This is a genomic window from Catalinimonas alkaloidigena (genome assembly GCF_029504655.1).
In the GTDB taxonomy this organism is placed as follows: Bacteria; Bacteroidota; Bacteroidia; order Cytophagales; family Cyclobacteriaceae; genus Catalinimonas; species Catalinimonas alkaloidigena.
In genome coordinates, this window is the sequence record NZ_JAQFIL010000001.1 from 5319114 (window position 1) to 5337389 (window position 18276).

Sequence of the window (18276 nt, forward strand, 5' to 3'; positions counted from 1 at the left end):
CCAACTTATTAGCAAGGAGCACAACCAATATTACCCCAATTGAAGCATCTATGGCACTGGAGGCCTAAGGGTATAGTGGGTCACGAAGCTTAAAATTTACCGTTCCATTTTCCTGAGCAAGAACGTTTTGTACGGAATCCATTGCCTGCTTTTCAAATTCCGGGAAAGCATAAACCGGCCGGTACGGTAGCGGACGAGAGGCATAAAAAAAAAGGGTTTCCCCTATTATATTCTATGAAAGCCCCTACCCAGGTCATCGGCATAAATAAAAACTACATTGGGCTTAACCTTCTTTTCCTTATAAGATGTTTGTCCTCTGACTCCACAGGGTATTGAAATAAGCAAAATGATTAAAAAGTATAAATGATTGTTAGCTGTTCTCATTGAGTTTATTTATTAAAGTAAGCGCAATTTCAAATGGAGTTTTCCTACACCTGTTTTGTTGATTTTTAGCTATAATCTGTGGCTCTTGGCGAGATAGTATTAATAGCGTACCACTTTACAATGCAGCTAATTATGCTGTCTTATATTTTCTCAGAAACACTATTCGTTTATTGCTTTTCTATCTCATATCTAAGCAAATAGGCTTCACCTTCATTTTGAATCATTGAAATCCCCCAACCCGGAATTTCTTCTGCAGTATTTCCATCTTCCAGATGTGGGCGGTATAAGCCTGGTGCTTTGGGGATATCTTTTAAATTGTTATACATATTAGAAAAATTAATACCATCGGGAGCCAGGTTGATAGAGGAACTTATAGATGCCAAAGAAGCCACCCCTCCCTCTTCTAACCAAACCAGCACTTCGTGACTTTCATCCAGAATTGGCCCGTCATGTTTTTGGTAAGGCCCCTCAGGCTGGTCGGCAAAGGCTACTCCCATATTTGTAAGACGTGGACCTTCCTTTCCATGGCTTAATGAGCGACCTTTGTAGTACAGCCATATCTTATCATCTCTCACCATCAAACTGGCATCATCAATGCGGTAGCTATCAAACGCTTTCGGCTCCTCGCTCACTTTCAGGATTGGATTGTTTTCTACCCTGACAAACGGACCATCGGGGCTTTCGGCCACCGCTAATCCTATTGCTGTGAAATCGTTGGTTGCATTGTTTTCAAACTCATTATCTGGATTGTCTGGGGTAGGTTTCACCCCGGTGTAATAAAGGTAATACTTGCCACTATAAGCCAGAATATTTGGTGTAAAAACGGAGTGGCTGTCAAAACCTCCTTTCTCTCCCAGTCCCAGCGCCATGCCCTGTTCTTCCCAACTATGTCCATTGTCTTCAGAGGTTGCATACCAGATTGTGCCCCAGTAGCCAGACCTGATCGGGCTATTCATGCGGGTATACCACACATAATGTTTATCGCCCACCTTGATTACATCGCTGGGATCCCTTCTGTTGTACAAAGAATCCTGCCCTATTCCTTCAACTTCTGAATAGGAAAAGCTTAAAGTTCCTGCTTTTTCTTCTTCTTTATTTTCAGCTTTTTGAGAGTTTCCTGAAATACAGGCACTTAACAGTAAAACGGATATTGCAAATATAGCCATCCTGGTGTGTATAAGCGGATATTTGACTTTTGCTTTCAGTATCATTTATATATCATTATTTGAAGTATTTTCTATTCGCTTTTATCCTGTGGTTCCTTACTATTCAACTGAATGTTTACCCACATGAACTATTAATCACTACTCAAACTCTACCACAACTTTATCAAGAATCGGTTTTGACTTGTTTTCAGTGTCATCTATAAGCTGAACTTCAAATTGAAAACCATATCCTTCAGGAAGCTCTGAAAGTTCTAACTTTGCCGGGATTCTTCTAATCTGCCTGGCAAAACCTTCCATATCTTCATATTCTTCTTTAACAACCCCCCAATCGCTCCAATGGTCAATGACACCGTCCTTGGAAGTATCTACCCCCATCCGTACTTTTACTGTTTCTACCCAGGGTCCGGGGCTTATATAATCAGTATCCATCTGAGTCAGTAAATAAAACTGTCCTTCGGCAAATACGATATCAGGATCTGGGTGCCCCTGACCGATGTTACCGCAAAAAGTGAAAGGTTTATTGATGTCGTCGGAAGTAAACCAGGCCACACTCATATCTTTTCTACCATGGCCCCCAGCCGGGTCAAAATCAGCAAATAAATAGTACTGTCCACCGATTGAGATGGCGGCCCAGTCGCCATAGGCATTCTGCGCTGGTTCGTGGATTTCGTATTCAGCAAAAGCCCGTGTATCTCCTGCTTTGATTCTGTGCTGGGGTACATCTTCGGCTACTGTTCTTCCAGGAAATCTATCAGGAGCTTCCGCATGCCAGTGTGGATGGGCATACTCTGCAAATTTTCCGGTAGCTTGAGTACGTTCATCCACTGGTGGATCCAGAATTTCAAAATTATTAAATCCGTCAGGACTCACAGCATGCACGGCCAGAGGTGAATCCCAGGCGTGCGTTGAAGCATCAATAGGTGACCAGTCTTCTGCGATAATATGAAAATTTCCTTCTAGATCCCGGATTACGGCGCAGTCGGAACCATGAGATGGGTCGTGGAAAGCCATTCCCATATTTTTTCCCGGAACACCATCGGTAAGGTCTTCGTCAATGTACAGGTGAGGATCCTGATCGTTGGGGAAGTCATAATAGAAATAGAACTTTCCATCAGCATATTCTGCGGTAGTCATCCAGCGAGAAAAGTGCTCAGACACAGCACCATGATGCACCCAGTTTTTCATATCCCTGCTTTGCCAGGCATGATAACCTCCTTTACCGGGCTTCAGGCCCCCGGGGGCATCAAACTGATTTTCAAAAGGGGTAGTTTTTAATTCAACATCAAACCCCTCCAGCTTTGCAGTTCCACCCTGGAACGTTCCGTCTTTTTGACCTCTACTTTTATTATAGCGGCCAAACATCCAATAGTTGCCATCTCCTAATTGCAGTGCTATCGGCGCATCGCCCAGGTTGGAGGGACCCACATTGGAAACCGGCTTCCAGTTCAGCCATTCTGTTGACTGTGAAAAAGTGATTGACTTTACAGATCGCTTGTCAGTAAACTGTTTTATGGAACTTTGAAAAGTTGCTACCATAGCTGCCGGCACTGCTTTTCCTTCGCTAATTTCCAAATCTGAATACCGGTCTATGCTCGCCTGCCAATCCTGCTGAGATTCAATGATCCAGGCATTATTCATTGATGAATCAACTTGCTGTATATTTTGAGATTGAACATCATGAGTTTTCCCGAAAAAACTTATGCATACCGCTAATAAAGTGTACAGTTCTATTCTTGTATTCATTATCAATTATTATGTCCATTTCACTTAAAACTTCAGTATAGAAGCATTGGGAAGCGGGACCTTATTTTCCTTTCTCCAGCTAATAAGTTCTGCTAATAATTCCTGGGTGATCTGCGCCTGCTCTTCTGCAAGGTTTTTACTTTCTTGAAGATCTTCATCAAGATTATACAATTCAACGCTGCCGTCATTCAGGAACTGTATAAGTTTCCATTTCCCTCTTCGGATAATAGAGCAAGGAGGGTTTTTATAAGTGCTCGCTATGTGCCAGAAAAGTGGGCGTTCAGGAAATTCTTCACGTTTATAAATAGTCATCAGGCTTTGACCATCCAGCACTCCCTGATAATCCCCAATGCCCGCTACGGCTAGGAAAGTGGGGAAATAATCCAGGCCACAGATCGGAATATCCGTTGTTCCCGGGCTAATGACTCCCTCCCAATGGGCAAGGGCTGGAACTCGCAAGCCTCCCTCATAAACCTGACCTTTTGCCCCTCGCAAGCGCTTATTAGTACTTTGTAGTCCGTTGAATCCGTTATCAGAAGTAAAGATGATCAGCGTATTTTCACGCAACCCCTGTTCATCCAGGTAATCAATGATACGCCCGACATTCTCATCCAGCGACTGGATCATGGTGGCGTAGCCCACGATTTCTTTAAGATTTTCAGTACCTTGTCCCGTTACAGAATCAGGCATTTTGTTGAGATACTTCTCCATCCACTGCTGATCTCTAACCACCGTAGGCCGGTGCGGAGCATAATAATGAAGGTTCACAAAAAAGGGCTGGTCTTTGTTTTTATCCATAAAGCTGATGGCTTCATCTGTGAGCCGGTCGGTGAGCCATTCATCAGTTACTATGTCGAGGATAAAAGGATTTTTAAAAGGAGCTTTATACCCTCCACTTTCGGACTTATAGCCTTCCTTATACCCCCGGGCCGGATCACCCCACCAGCTACCTCCAATGTTTTCATGAAACCCTCTACCTGTCGGGTAATAGGCCTGAATCTCCTCTGACTGATGGCTGGCCAGCCAGGAAAGCTCACCATTGGGCGGCTGTGATAGCGGCTCATCAAAAGGGTAGTCAGTTGCCAGTTCCATCTCCGGATCGGGACCAACAATATGCCATTTACCCAGATGAACAAGTCGATAACCAGCTTCTCGCAGCGGTTGCGAAAATAGCGTATGTTCCTTTCCGACTGTCCAGCGGGAATAGATGTTTTGATCGGCTGCATGCTTCTTTTCCAAGACAGGTACATTATACACCTGGGTTCGGAAAGACTGTTTGCCGGTAAGTAGCGCCGCCCGGGAAGGCGAACAGGTGGGGTACATATAAGCCTGATTGAAGACCAGACTTTGAGTAGCTAAAGCATTAAGGTTTGGGGTCTCAAACCACTCGCTACCCATAAAGCCTACATCCTGCCAGCCCAGATCATCCGCCATGATAAAAATGATGTTGGGCTTATCCTCTTTCCTTTCCGAATACCCAGAAAGCCTTGTAGTTGCCAAAATCATTATTAAACAAAATACCCTTCTCATTGCGCTTCTATGCACTTTATTCATTAGGATGATTGTTTTTCCTTTACGGTATAAATCTGATTGTTGCTTTTGCCTGATTTCTTACGATGGTAAGTTCCAAATCCCCTTCCTTTTGATTAGCTGTTACTGACTGGAACATTTTTCTGTTTTTAGTAGGCTGTTTATTTACTGCCAAAATCAAGTCCCCGGCTTTAAGCCCTGCCTTTTGCAAAGGGGAGTCATGTTGAACTTCTTTTACTGCTAAACCACCATCACTTTTGGCTACCCCAAAAGCCGAGAACTCTTCCCCTTCCAGCGCTTTCAACTTTGCACCCCACCAGTTGAAGGTAACAAAATCATTCTTTTTCTTTTGTCCGAATGCCAATCCACCTCCATCATTTCTTACTTCCGGAATTTCTGGCGTTTCCGCTATCGCCTTTAAACTCGGTTTCTTGACACCAAACTGATCCATTGGAAAGTTTTTAAACCCAATTTCAAAAGCTGGGGATCCTTCTTTTACTCTAAAATCACCATTTTCAGGATCCACAAATAAGGGATCTCCATTGATGGAATTGAGATCCCAGTTAAACTCCCTGAAAGCATCTTTTGCATCGGTAACATTTCCGTAAAACAGATTTTCGTCTATTCTTTTACCATTGGATAACTTCTCAGGCACCCCTATCGCCCGGTGCTTACCTGTAATGATATTTCCGTAAAACTCATCTTCGCTATGATTGTACCACACATGCGGATGGAAGCCATTGTTGATGATGACGTTGTTCCAGGCTCTCCTTTTAAAGCCTTCTCTAAACTTCAAGCCGCCGTGTAAGAGTAGGTTATTGTAAATTTCATAGTTGCTGGATCCATCGTCCAGATCTATATCCCATCCGTGCTCGCACTTCCAGCGACTGTTTCGTATCGTTGTAGTTGCCATAGCGTCCAGGTAGGGCAGCTCAGGATTTTTGTCAACGAATTTCTGGGAGGTAGGCCTGTCCTTTCTCCAAAACCTGTCCCTTCCCCATGAGTTAAACGAGCCATGGTCATGTGTTTCCAATACGGTATTGAACACGTCACATCTTTCGATCAGGTGACCGCCCCATGCACCATCTCCAATGTTAATTCCCGCACGAGCACAATCGTAGATGGACACATCCTTCACAGTAATGTATTGCGCCATTTCTATCTGTACCCCTGCCGGTTGTCTCTCTGTTCTGCCAATTCCGTGTATCAGGCAATCCTCCACAGTAGAATTCGCCGGGTAATTGTTTGTTTTGGGGCCTGGCCTCAGGTCAATTTTTGAGAGGTCGTTTATTTCATTATATTCAAAAAGTGGATTTCTTACGGCATTAGTGTCTCCCACGAAACAAACCCCACTAGCTCCAACATCATGAATATGACACCCTTTGACCAATCCATCCCTGTTGTAATTGTTAAAGAAAATGGCATTACCGCCCACCTGATCAAACTCAGAATCTAAAATGCTAATATGCTCCGTACCAGTAAGCTTGATGGCTCCACCCCGATAAATCGTCCAATCGGATCGTAACATGGGTTCTTTGGTATCCATGAAGGTCCTTGCTGCATGCCTGAATACAAATCCTTTTAAGTTAATATAAGATACAGGCTCACTTTCAGTACCTTCAAATTCTATCAGGTGTCTTAGACGAACGATTTCTACTTTTGCATTTTTTAAATTCAAGCCTTCAGGAGGATAGTAATACAGCATATTGGTTTTAGCATTGTGATACCACTCTCCGGACGCATCCAGTTCTTCAAAAATGTTCTCGACCATGCGAAATTCTTCATGCATGCCCATTTGTCGATTATTTTGCCAACCTCCCTCATATGTCACCTCACCTTCTTCATTTTTTCCTGTAATCCGGTAATGATAGCCCCCCCACCTATTTCTATGCATGGCATGGATGTAGCCACCTGTCGGATCTGCCCAGCCCTCTGCTCTCTCTTTAGAAAAAGCATCCGCCGCAAATCCCTGGTATGCTGCTGTTTTCCTGCTTGCATCATAGTTGGGATAGCGCGCCATACGCTGGTTCTTTTCATTGATAAATACCTGATCAATGTTTAGACCTTCAGGTGTTTCTGCCTGATAAATACCGTCTTTGTACGGTTTCCAGTTGAGTTTTAATAATGAGCCTCCGCTGATGATAGCCTTTCCTTCATTTACGGCCTGATAAGTAATTTCTTTACCTTCGGCACCAGAGTCTTCTGGTCCAAACACCAGTGTATTGGGCAGATAATAAATCCCATCTTTTACATAAATATTAACCTCCTGTTCCCCTGCTTTCTCCCGGGCAAGTTCCTGAGCTTTTTGCAATGTGGCCACAGGCTTGTTTTCGGAACCATCATTCTGGTCGCTTCCCTCATTGCTTACATAGATCTCCACTCCAGAACAGGAAATAAGTATTACAGATAAAAGGGCATATAGTATTGAGTTTAGGTTTTTCATTTTTAAATCATCAGGTTACATGTTTTCCAGATTATTTTATTTGCCTCAGACCGCCGTGCCGGAAATCTGGATGCCTAAATATTGCACGGACTTTGTACCTGCCCCCCCTATTAGGGACTGCTGCAGACGCTGGTGCATTAAGTTTCTTTAGCTAAAATTCAGAAGCCTCAATGAGTACTTTTCCTGCCTGAAAAAACGCTTCTGCATCAGCGAATTTTTATAGTTCACACCATCATCTACATACTGAATGATGTTGACGAGGTCTTTGATTCATCTGTAGATGTAGCATGTCAAACAAATGCCTTGTATCCCGTATGTAATTTTGAATACCAGACACCATACAATTCAGCTACTTTGATATTATCACTGAGATCACTGCGCATAACTTCATCTTCCTGACCGAAGTCAGGGATTTGGAATAGCTTACTTTGACCGTTTTTGCACCTGCCGGCCTATCAAAGGAGGAATCTGATACTACGATCGTTATTCCTGCATTTTTAGATGAGATGAACGAAGCAGAAAGCAAGCCCAGAAGCAGGAGCAATATTTTACCTCCTGAGATGTCGTTTCGCTTTATCATTACTGGTCTTTTTCATTTTCCATCCACCCTGGCCATATGGCATACACGACCTTTGACTCACACCTTAGTGATCCCCATCCAGGTTTACTTTTTTAGTTCCCTGTAAGGCTTCTTCAACATCTGTTTGCATGGCATCGGGAGAATACTGCTTTGTGCTCGTTTTGATCTCAAAAGCCCAGGCAAGCCTGCTTTTTCCAAGGTCAGCCGGCGGTTTTATCACCAAACCTTCAGGGCTCATGCGCCAATCTATTGCAGCATTTGAGCCAAGTAGCCTTACTGATTGCACCTCATGCTTACTCCAGTCTTTGGTAGCTTCTAGAGTGATGTCCCCCCTTGGTTTTTCAAGTGCGATAGCGAACAGTGTTTTTTCTTTTGCTGTGAAGGCCAGCTTCCCTGCTTCTTGGTGGTTGACTTTCCAGTAGCGGGTTCCGTAAATAGCCTCACCATTAACTTTCAGCCAGTCACCCATAACATGCAATAATGCCAGTTGCTCTTCAGGTATAGTACCATCGGCTCGCGGGCCGATATTCACTAAGAAATTTCCATTTCTGGAGATAACCTCCACCATTTCAGTAATGATCTCCTGAGGTGATTTGTACTGATCGTTTTCAAGATAGCCGAAGGAAGTTCCGAAGGTCGTACAGCTTTGCCACTTGGGCCCAATCTCTTTAAGCTTCAGATTGTCTTTTTCTAAACAACCTACACCATCGGGCCAGTTACGATTTCCCCCTTTGTTGTTGACATAAACCTCCTGACCTCTGCTTATTCCATCATTCATAAAGTCTGTGATCATAAGACGGCACTGATCGTACAGATATTTAATTTCCGGCTTAAAAAGTCCCTGAGCCGCATTATTTCCGTCACGTGTGAATATGGGGATATCATCTATCCATAAAAAATCAGGTTTGTATTTCGTTTGTATTTCCTTCCAGCGAGCTACGTATTCATCCACAGCTTTTTTGCTAAAACCAAACGGACCGTAGAGTGACTCTGCTTCCGGAACTCGCCTGATTTCCTCAAGAATATCTGGACGTGGCTCGGCCTTAACCACGTACTTTTCTGTGGTAAAAAAACTGGTATGTCTTTCTCTATGGTAAGAAGGGGCATACTTAAGGCCATATTTATGAACAGCTTTACCCAAATCACCCACCAAATCTCTTTTGGGTCCCATGTCCATGGCATTCCAGGGCGTAAGTTCTGAATCCCAGTTGGCCCAGCCATCATGATGCTCTGCTGTAAACACCACATATTTAGCCCCTACCTCAGCAAAGAGTTTCGCCCAGGCTTCAGGCTTCCATTTCTCTGCTTTGAATTCGGGAATAATATCTTTGTATCCAAACTCAGGTGGAGCAGCCCCCCAGCGCTTCCTCAGATAGTCATAATAATGAGCAGAATCTTCGTAAATAAGTTTCGGAACATGTTCGGCATAGCCTCTTCCCCCCTTACGATACCCTATGGCGCTGTAAGGCCCCCAGTGAATAAAGATTCCTATTTTACCATCATTAAACCAATCAGGAACCGGCATTTTTTGAAGTGATTCCCAGCTTCCATCATAGAGTGGCGTCTCGTCATTGCTATTTGCTTTTTGTTGGCCATAGGCGGTGTAGCCCGATAGAATACTGCTGAATATGAGTAAAAAAAATAGGGTCGTTGTATTAGTTTTCATTAAATAAAATTCGGTTGTCGTGAATCTTTTTACATGAAGATTAAAGCTTTATCTGTCGGTTTACTTTTGCCTTATCCACATGCAGTGCCCTCCTCCCGGCGCCATTTTTGCCTTTACTATATCTCCTTTTCGTACAGTACCCTTGCGAATCTGGTAAGCCTCAGGATTGGACTTGCCATGAGTTTCATAAGTATCTTCATAATAGGTTACCTGGTATTCTTTTCCGGGCTCCAGAAAGTCTAATACAATATTCAATGTACCTCCCTGCTGATCATGTACTGAACCTACAAACCATTCATCGCCATGCCTTCGGGCGGTGGTAATGTACTCGCCTATTTTGGCATGGAGGACATGGCTTTCGTCCCATTTACCCACTGGTAGTTTCTGAATGAATTCAAATAAGTCGGCCTTCTCACTGTAGGCTTCGGGTGCATCGGGGATACAGACCAGTCCGCTGTAAATAATGAGCGTTCTGGCTGCTTCTGAAACCACCGTGGATACGTAAGAGTGGGTCTTTCTAGGACCTTTTTCCCGATCTCCCCTATTGATTCCCGTTAAATCAAAATTGCCATTGTTCATATCCAGCGGTCCCTGGATCGCATTGATAAGCGCCATCTTGATAAAAGTTTCCGGGGTAAACGCCCTGCGAGAATCTTGCTGGGCATGGCAATATTCTTTGGTAATAGCATTCGGATATGTTCTTTCGATGCCCGTTAGAGGTACCGGGCCATCATGAAAATCAATAAGCAGATGATTTTCAGCACTTTGTACAATTGCTGATCTAGTAAAAGATACATCACTTCCCATAAAGCCATATTTTATCCCTTTCATTCCCAGAGATGCATAGTAATTGAATAATTCTTCATCCCCATATTCACCATGCCGCCGATCATAGTAAAGTAGAAGCTCTACCTCCTTCTTGGCAGCGTAGGCAATCACTTCCTGTAAATCTAATTGATCTGAAAGTTCAAAGTGTCCTGCTGATACATGGGTATACCATGCGTCATCAATTAAAAAATACTCGATACCTTTTTCTGCTGCAAAGTCGATAAAGCGCTTGTAACTCTCGGTATTGATGCCATAGGTAAATCCATCCGGCGCAGTATAGCCGTGTACCCGCCAGTCCCAAAGTGTTTTTCCGGGTTTGATCCATGAAGAGTCTTTTATTTGTAGTGGTGCGGCAAGGTTAAGTGGAACCGTATTGGTCACGAGGTCTCCCACCTTATCATCAATCAAAATCACTCGCCAGGGCGTAATCGTTTTATCTCCGGTCAAATTAACATCATTGGAAGAAAACAAGGAATTCTCTTCAACATTGTAATCGAGTTTCATCACTTCAAAACCTGGAGCAGAATACAAATCGGATTCAAGAATGGACAAATACGGATCGTTTGTCTTTTCTACTACAAGAGGCACACGGAGTGTGGGTTTCTCTTCAAAACTATTTAATGCTTTGATAGTAGCTGGCCCCAGTGGCTCTCCTTCTCCACTGGGAGAATAAATCGCATGCTCCTCTGTCAGTTTATATTGACAGTATAATGTAGCCTCAGCCCCTTCCTCATAGTTTTCCAAAGCAAACCTAAAGCCGAGCCCATGATCATACAATCGTACATAAAGCTTTGTTTCTGTTTCTTGATACTTAATATCTACTATCAGTTCATTGTAACGATCCTGTACTTCACTGAACTGTCCCCAGCTGGGTTTCCATTTCTTATTCTCCGAATGTTCCTTAGATGAAGTGATTACACCCTCTGAGCCCGGAAAAATGGATAGCTCGGAGGAGTTTATCAATACCTTGTCTTTCCAAAAAACAGTGTAATGGATCTTCCCTTCCTTGTTCTCAAGGCGAACGGAAACGTTCTTATCAGGAGAAGTGATTGTTAAGGGGCTTTCCCTTTGATTGTATGCAGAAAGTAAGGTAGTTACTACCCATATAATTAAGGTTGTGGTGATAAATCTCATGCCCTTTTATCTTTTAAATCTTTTATTCCTACTTAATTTACTGTCTGGGCATCTCTGCCTTCACTTCAACTTGCCAACGCTTCAGCTTTGCTAGCATCTCACTCCCTCTGTCAGGATGTTTTACCATCAGGTTATTGACTTCTTCCAGGTCTTCCTGAAGATTGTAGAGATAGGTACTATCCGTTTCAAACTCCCAGATAAGTTTCCAATCTCCTTCCCGGATGGCTGCCCCCATAGCTAATCCTTCACTTCTAAAGTGTGGGAAATGCCAATAAAGGGGTCGTTCATCCAATGCACCTTGCCCCATTAAAAGCGGCTTTAAACTCACCCCTTCAAATTCATAAGCAGGTTCATCAGCAATACCCAGCATGTCTAAAACGGTAGGAAACAAATCAATGCTTGTTACCGGAGTATCATTTTTACCAGCCTCAATTTTGTCTGGACAGCTAATTACCAGGGGAACTCTGATACCTCCCTCGTGTAATGACCCCTTCTTGCCTCTCAATGGAGGATTGCCCCACAACCCACCATTGTCAGAGTAAAAGACAACTATGGTATTTGCTAAAAGACCTGAGCGCTCTAACTGATCCATCACCTTACCTACATTCTGATCAAGCTTTTCAATCATGGCGAAATAGGTGTTGCCATTATTCTTATCGACTACCTCTTGGGGGGCCTTCAGGGGTGTATGAACGGTATAGGTGGAAAAATAAAGCAGAAATGGCTTTTCTTCGTTCTGGGCTATAAAATTGACGGCTTCATCTCCCAGCCGGTCAGTCAGGTATTGCTCCTCTTCTTTTTCAGGAATTGTGGCGTTGTGATAAGGCGCAAACCAGCTCTTTGGCTGACCGTAAGCACAACCTCCAATATTTACATCAAAGCCCTGGTGTTCCGGATGAAAGCGGGCTTGTATTACTCCCTCGCTGTTACTACGCGCAGAACCCGATCCTGCGAGATGCCACTTCCCAAAAAAGCCTGTGGTATATCCATGCTCCTGGAGCACCTCGGACAGGGTCACTTCTGCCAGGGATAGATGGTCAAGAAAATAAGCTTCTCTGAGTGATTTACCTTTATGTTGGCGCTCCAGGTAACCTTCCATGGGCAGGCCAGGAATATGACAGGTAAGTTGTAATGAGGCTGGGGATTTGCCCGTTAAGATACTGGCTCTGGTGGGAGAACATACCGGTGCGGCAGCATAGGCTTGCGTAAATATTTTTCCCTTTTCAGCAAGCCTATCTATATTTGGTGTACGTAAACCAGCTTTATGCTTCATGTAGCCGACATCCGAATATCCCAGGTCGTCCACCAGGATAAAAACAATGTTGGGTCGCTCAACGAGATTAGAAAAAGCATGGTCCCCACTGCCCATCACCAGGGTTACGCACCACAGTATTAAGTTGCATTTTTTCACATTCATTAGTTTTGATTATTCAACACCCTCCGAGTATACCACTGCTTCTTTTGTTTCTCTAATAATTCGCTAAAAATTTTTACCATCCCTGCGTATAGGTCATAAAGATTGTTTTGCTCCTGCTAGTCATTTTCCATACCATACAATGACAAGCGGACCTGCCTCCCTTTGGCTCATCGGTGGAAGGCTTACAAAACCCTTAACCACGGATTTGGTGTGTATTTCCATTTGTCTTTTCGGAGAGCAAATACACTATGATTTGTACCTAGCCGTATGCTATTCCACTTTTTTAGTAATAAACCAAAACCTCATAAAGAGGCATCCTGAATCCACTTCCCTATCATATTTAAACAGAATATAATTTTACATTTTTATATATTTTTAGATTTTAATATCAATTTATTAAATTATTTTGATTTTAAATTTTATATAAATATTAAACAAAGAATAAAATTTTGTTTTTGAAAATATATTTTATAGGTTTGGAAAACATATGCATTAAAGAATATTATTCCGATTATATATTAATATAAAAAATTAAATATTGATTAAATTAATTTTAAATATTTAATTTTAAAATTTTGCAATTTACACAATTACTTATCCTATGGGAAGAACATCTATCAATAAGCTATCCTCATATTATTTGTGGAAAATTAAAATCAGACTTAAATGTTTTTGTGTAATGTGTCTCATTAGTTTTTCTGCATTGGCACAAGAGCATATTGTAACTGGTACAATTATCTCTGCAGAAGACAACTCACCTATTCCAGGTGTGAACGTACTTGTACGGGGATCTACTACTGGTACAATATCAAATATTAATGGAGAGTACAGCATAGAAGCCTCCTCAGATACTACTACCCTGGTATTTTCATTCATAGGTTTCCAAACAAAGGAGGTTGCTGTGGAGAATCAAAGTGTTATAGATATCAAAATGCAGGCCGATGTCGCTGAGCTCTCAGAGGTAGTGGTAACTGCTTTTGGTCTCGAAAGAGAAAAGAAAGCCCTGGGCTACACTGTTCAGGAAATAAGTGGGAAAGAGTTAGCTGAAGCCAGACAAGCCAATGTGGCAAATAGTCTATCTGGTAAAGTAGCTGGGGTTCAGGTGATTAGCAATGCTGGCCCGGGGAGCGGCTCTACCATTACCATTAGAGGTCAATCGTCGATATCAGGAAATAATCAACCTTTAATTGTAGTTGATGGGGTCCCCATAGAGAACTATAGTAATCCTTTTGGTAGTGATGAAAACCAATATGGGGGCGGGCTTTCGGAAGTTAGTCCAGACAATATTGAAGATATTAGCGTATTAAAAGGGCCGAATGCCGCTGCGCTTTATGGTTCAAGAGCAGCTAACGGAGTAATACTTATTACTACCAAAGACGGTTCAGGCACGAATGGCATTGGCATCTCTGTTAACTCAAATGTAACCTGGGATAGCCCTTTAGTGGTTCCTGATTTTCAGGATATCTATGGCGGGGGCACCGGAGGTATCACCTGGTATGCAGATGGCAGAAATGGTCCAATTACTGACCCAGCTGCTATCAACCAATTCCAATCTTTATATCCCAATGCGCCATTAAATGGAACAGCGGGAGTCGATGAAAGTTGGGGAGCGCCAATGGATGGAAGACTGGTGCAAAAATGGTGGTCTAATGGTGAGCTTGTTCCTTTGACACCAAATCCTGATAATTTTACTGAGTTTTTTCAAACAGGCCACACCCTAACAAACAATGTTGCTATTGCGGGATCTAATGACAAGGGAAATTTTAGGCTTTCTCTCGGAAGATTAGACCAAGAAGGGATGGTACATAATAATGACTACTACAGAAACAACTTTAGGATTAACACTGGCTATAATTTTACCGATAAGTTAAATATAACACTTTCAGCAGAATACATCAAGTCAGGATCCAATAACAGACGCTATACAAGTGGAAGTGAGTTTATCTGGCATCAACGCCACTTAGACTTTAGCAAGTTAAAGGAATTTGATAAGTACAAGCCTGAAACTGTCATCCAACCTGATGGCGAATACTATCCTTACGCAAATTGGCAATATGAATATTTCACAAACCCCTATTATACCCAGGAGTTCTGGACGTATGCTAATGAAAAAGACAGGTTGCTTGGCAATATTACTTTAAATTATCAGCTTACAGATCATTTATCTGTAATGGCACGTTCTGGTACAGACTTTTGGACCGATAGCAGAGAAAACATCATCGCTGAAAAAGAATCAAGATACTACCCTAATGGCGCATACGAAGAAAGTGTACTCCGACGCCAAGAAACTAATTCTGATTTCTTGATTACATACGACAATTCGTTTGGGGACTTCTTAGTTACGGCCAATGTTGGTGGAAATAATCGGGCTAATTTTTATAAAAGAAGCTTTACCCGTCTTAATGACCTTACAGTAAATAAGCTTTATAATCTGGGTAATAACGCTTCACCACCAATTACCGAAAGCGCTATAGAAGAATATGAAGTAAACAGTTTGTATGGAGCTGCAACATTGGGTTTTAAAAATTATTTATTCCTTGATATTACAGGACGTAATGATTGGTCTAGTACACTCCCTGTTGACAACAACTCTTACTTTTATCCCTCTGCTTCGTTGAGTGCGGTAGTTACTGATATGTTGGATATTCAATCAGGTATTTTTTCTTTTGCCAAGCTGAGAGCCAGCTGGGCACAGGTTGGAAATTCAGCTGATCCCTATCAATTACAACAAGTATATAACCCAGAAGCATTATGGGATGGAAATACTCCGAGTTTTTCAGAAAGTACTGAAATTGCGAATTCAGAACTTAAACCCGAAATTACTACAGGAATTGAGTTAGGCGCAGATTTACGGTTTTTGAATGGAAGGTTAGGCCTGGACTTTACCTACTACAATCAATCAACCAAAGATCAAATTTTAGCTGTTGAAATATCTAAAGCAACCAGTTATAACAGTAGAATCCTAAATGCTGGCGAAGTTACCAATAAGGGGGTTGAGGTAATGCTTTCCGGTACTCCTTTACAACTTAATAATGGGTTGCGTTGGGATGTTTCATTTAACTTTTCAAGAAATAGAAATATAGTTGTTGAATTGGCTGAGGGGCTAGATGTTTACACTTTAAATACTTATTACATTTCTTCAGAGGCCAGAGTAGGTCAACCTTACGGAACTTTATACGGCAGACCTTTTGAACGGGTGCAGGAAGGTCCTTATGCTGGAGAACTCATCATGAGAGACGGACTGCCTGTAACCTCAACCGAAACAGCTATTCTGGGAAATATTCAACCTGACTGGTTAGGTGGGTTTTCAAATAGCATCACATATAAAGGACTTACTGTAAGTGCACTGATAGATGTACGCAAAGGAGGAGATATGTTTATGCTGGAAACAGGTATTGGAAGGCGTACAGGAGTTTATGAAGAAACAGCCGTAGGCAGAGAAGAAGGTGTAATCGGAAAAGGAGTTAGAGAAGTTTTCGATAATGAAGGAGAGCTTATAGGGTATGAATCTAATAATGTTATTGTTTCTGCACGGGACTACTATTACGAAAATATACCTAGAAGTAGGCATGAGGCGGGGATATTTGATGGTAGCTATGTAAAGTTAAGGGAGGCAACGATTAGTTATCAATTGCCGGGTCGTTGGTTCAACAATAATTTCTTAGAATCTGCCCGAGTATCTCTGGTTGGCAGAAACGTCGCAATTTTATTCAAAAACACACCTCACCATGACCCTGAAGCTGATCGTTACGGAGGTAACCGGCAGGGATTTTCATATTCACAACTTCCCACAACGCGCAATTTAGGGTTTAATGTGAATGTCAATTTTTAGTAAGGGTCAGTCAGGTAGAATTCTATAAATAGTAAAAAATATGAAATCAGGTATTTATACTAGAATCAAGAAAACAGTATTTATCCTAATTATAGGCAGCATCATTGTTAGTGCCTGTACAGATGGGTTTGAAGAAATGAATACAAACCCTAATAATCCAACTTTAGTAACCCAAGATATTTTACTTCCTTTTGCAATAGAATCAGCCATAGATAGATACTGGGGCCATCAAAACAGGTTTGAGCGTTTAGGGTTAGATGGAGGTGTATGCTGGGTACAGTACTTTGCCAGGAGAAATTTCCCTTCTGAAGGGGATAATTATGAAGTTCCCATTACAGTAACAAGCAGTATATGGCAAGGGTTTTTCAATGATGTTATGCTCAATTTCGAGCGCATAAGAAAACTTTCGGTTGAAGGAGGTGAATTTACTAATTCCAACTATGAGGGGGTGGCTTTAGTCATGCGTTCCTGGGTATTTTCATTACTTACAGATATCTACGGCCCCATTCCGTATACTGAAGCTCTAAAAGGAACTTTGGATGGAGGGGATCCAAATTACATTCCAACATACGATTCCGGTGAAGAAGTATATTCCGGAATTTTAGCAGATCTTGAACAGGCCAACGATTTACTTGACCCCGATGGGCCAGCCATCTTTGGAGATATTATGTTCTCTGGAGACATTCTAAAGTGGAAAAAAATGGCAAATTCTCTGCGTCTCCGTTTGCTCAACAGGCAGGCTGAACATGTGGATAACTCTGGTTCTCAGATGCAAGCCATACTGGCTGATCCAGCTGCTTACCCTGTATTTACCAGTAATGATGATTATGCACAATTGATCCACTCTAGCGCCAGACCAAGTAACAATGAGTGGCACGAGGTGATGGTACAAGGTGGACGCACTGATTGGCGGGTAAGCGAGACCCTTGTCTCCAGGCTTAAGGAAAGAAATGATCCCAGGTTGACAGTTTATGCTCAGCCTGTCGGAGGGGAAGGCGATATTTATACAGGTCTTCCCAATGCTCTACCCGAATCAATTGCTTTAGGACTAGGGGGGGAAACCTCTTTTCCTGGCACAAAATTTATGGAAGCAGGAACACCCAGTGTGATTATGTCTTATGCTGAGCTAATGTTTGTATTAGCTGAAGCTGCATTTGATGGTGATGTATCAGGTGATCCACAATCTTACTTTGTGGAGGGGATTAAAGCTTCATTTGAGCAACATGGAGTAGAAATGCCGGCTGAATACATTGAAAGCATAGGCGTCTTAACGAAAGAAAAAATCATGATGCAAAAGTGGATTGCCCTCTTTGGCCAGGGGATTGAAGCTTGGGCTGAGCTACGTCGTACAGGTATGCCTTCATTACCTGCTCCTGATCCTCGGGCAGTCTTCCGTAACAATGGCGTAGTGCCAACAAGACTTGAATATCCCCCTTCGGAGTATTCTTTGAATAGTGAGAATGTCCGTGAAGCTATTCAACTTCTGGATGGTGAAGATAATATGCAGACAGAACTGTGGTGGGTGGAGAATTGATCTCAGAGTACGCCTAATA

The 18276-nt window shown here is 42.4% G+C and carries 10 protein-coding genes; 2 read left to right on the forward strand and 8 right to left on the reverse strand.

Annotated features, from left to right (window positions below):
* Positions 1-551 precede the first annotated feature (551 nt).
* The 8 genes from OKW21_RS21820 to OKW21_RS21855 form a co-directional block, all read right to left on the reverse strand.
* A complete protein-coding gene (locus OKW21_RS21820) occupies positions 552-1550 on the reverse strand; it encodes a family 43 glycosylhydrolase (protein ID WP_277483428.1) in 999 nt (332 codons plus the stop codon).
* A gap of 138 nt (positions 1551-1688) precedes the next feature.
* Entirely contained in the window at positions 1689-3188 is a 1500-nt protein-coding gene (locus OKW21_RS21825; RefSeq protein WP_277483431.1) for a glycoside hydrolase family protein, read from the reverse strand.
* Positions 3189-3317: 129 nt separating this feature from the next.
* Positions 3318-4799, reverse strand: a complete 1482-nt coding sequence (locus OKW21_RS21830; protein WP_420870122.1) for a sulfatase — start codon at positions 4797-4799, stop codon at positions 3318-3320.
* 67 nt (positions 4800-4866) lie between these two features.
* Positions 4867-7266 carry a right-handed parallel beta-helix repeat-containing protein gene (locus tag OKW21_RS21835; RefSeq protein ID WP_277483434.1) on the reverse strand — a complete coding sequence of 800 codons (2400 nt, stop codon included), beginning with the start codon at positions 7264-7266 and terminating at the stop codon, positions 4867-4869.
* 349 nt (positions 7267-7615) lie between these two features.
* Entirely contained in the window at positions 7616-7846 is a 231-nt protein-coding gene (locus tag OKW21_RS21840) for a hypothetical protein (protein WP_277483436.1), read from the reverse strand.
* Positions 7847-7910: 64 nt separating this feature from the next.
* The gene (locus OKW21_RS21845) at positions 7911-9512 is read right to left on the reverse strand and encodes an alpha-L-fucosidase (RefSeq protein WP_277483438.1); all 1602 of its coding nucleotides are present in this window, start codon (positions 9510-9512) and stop codon (positions 7911-7913) included.
* 60 nt (positions 9513-9572) lie between these two features.
* Positions 9573-11474 (reverse strand): glycoside hydrolase family 97 protein, encoded by a 1902-nt coding sequence (locus OKW21_RS21850; protein WP_277483440.1) that lies wholly within the window; start codon positions 11472-11474, stop codon positions 9573-9575.
* A 37-nt stretch (positions 11475-11511) separates the two neighbouring features.
* Positions 11512-12885, reverse strand: a complete 1374-nt coding sequence (locus tag OKW21_RS21855) for a sulfatase (RefSeq protein WP_277483442.1) — start codon at positions 12883-12885, stop codon at positions 11512-11514.
* Between the two features lie 685 nt (positions 12886-13570).
* On the opposite strand from OKW21_RS21855, the gene OKW21_RS21860 reads away from it, so the two are divergent.
* Together OKW21_RS21860 and OKW21_RS21865 are read left to right on the forward strand one after the other, a co-directional pair.
* Entirely contained in the window at positions 13571-16723 is a 3153-nt protein-coding gene (locus OKW21_RS21860) for a SusC/RagA family TonB-linked outer membrane protein (RefSeq protein ID WP_277483445.1), read from the forward strand.
* A gap of 40 nt (positions 16724-16763) precedes the next feature.
* On the forward strand, positions 16764-18257 hold the full coding sequence (locus OKW21_RS21865) for a SusD/RagB family nutrient-binding outer membrane lipoprotein (protein WP_277483447.1): 1494 nt from the start codon (positions 16764-16766) through the stop codon (positions 18255-18257).
* Positions 18258-18276: the final 19 nt, after the last annotated feature.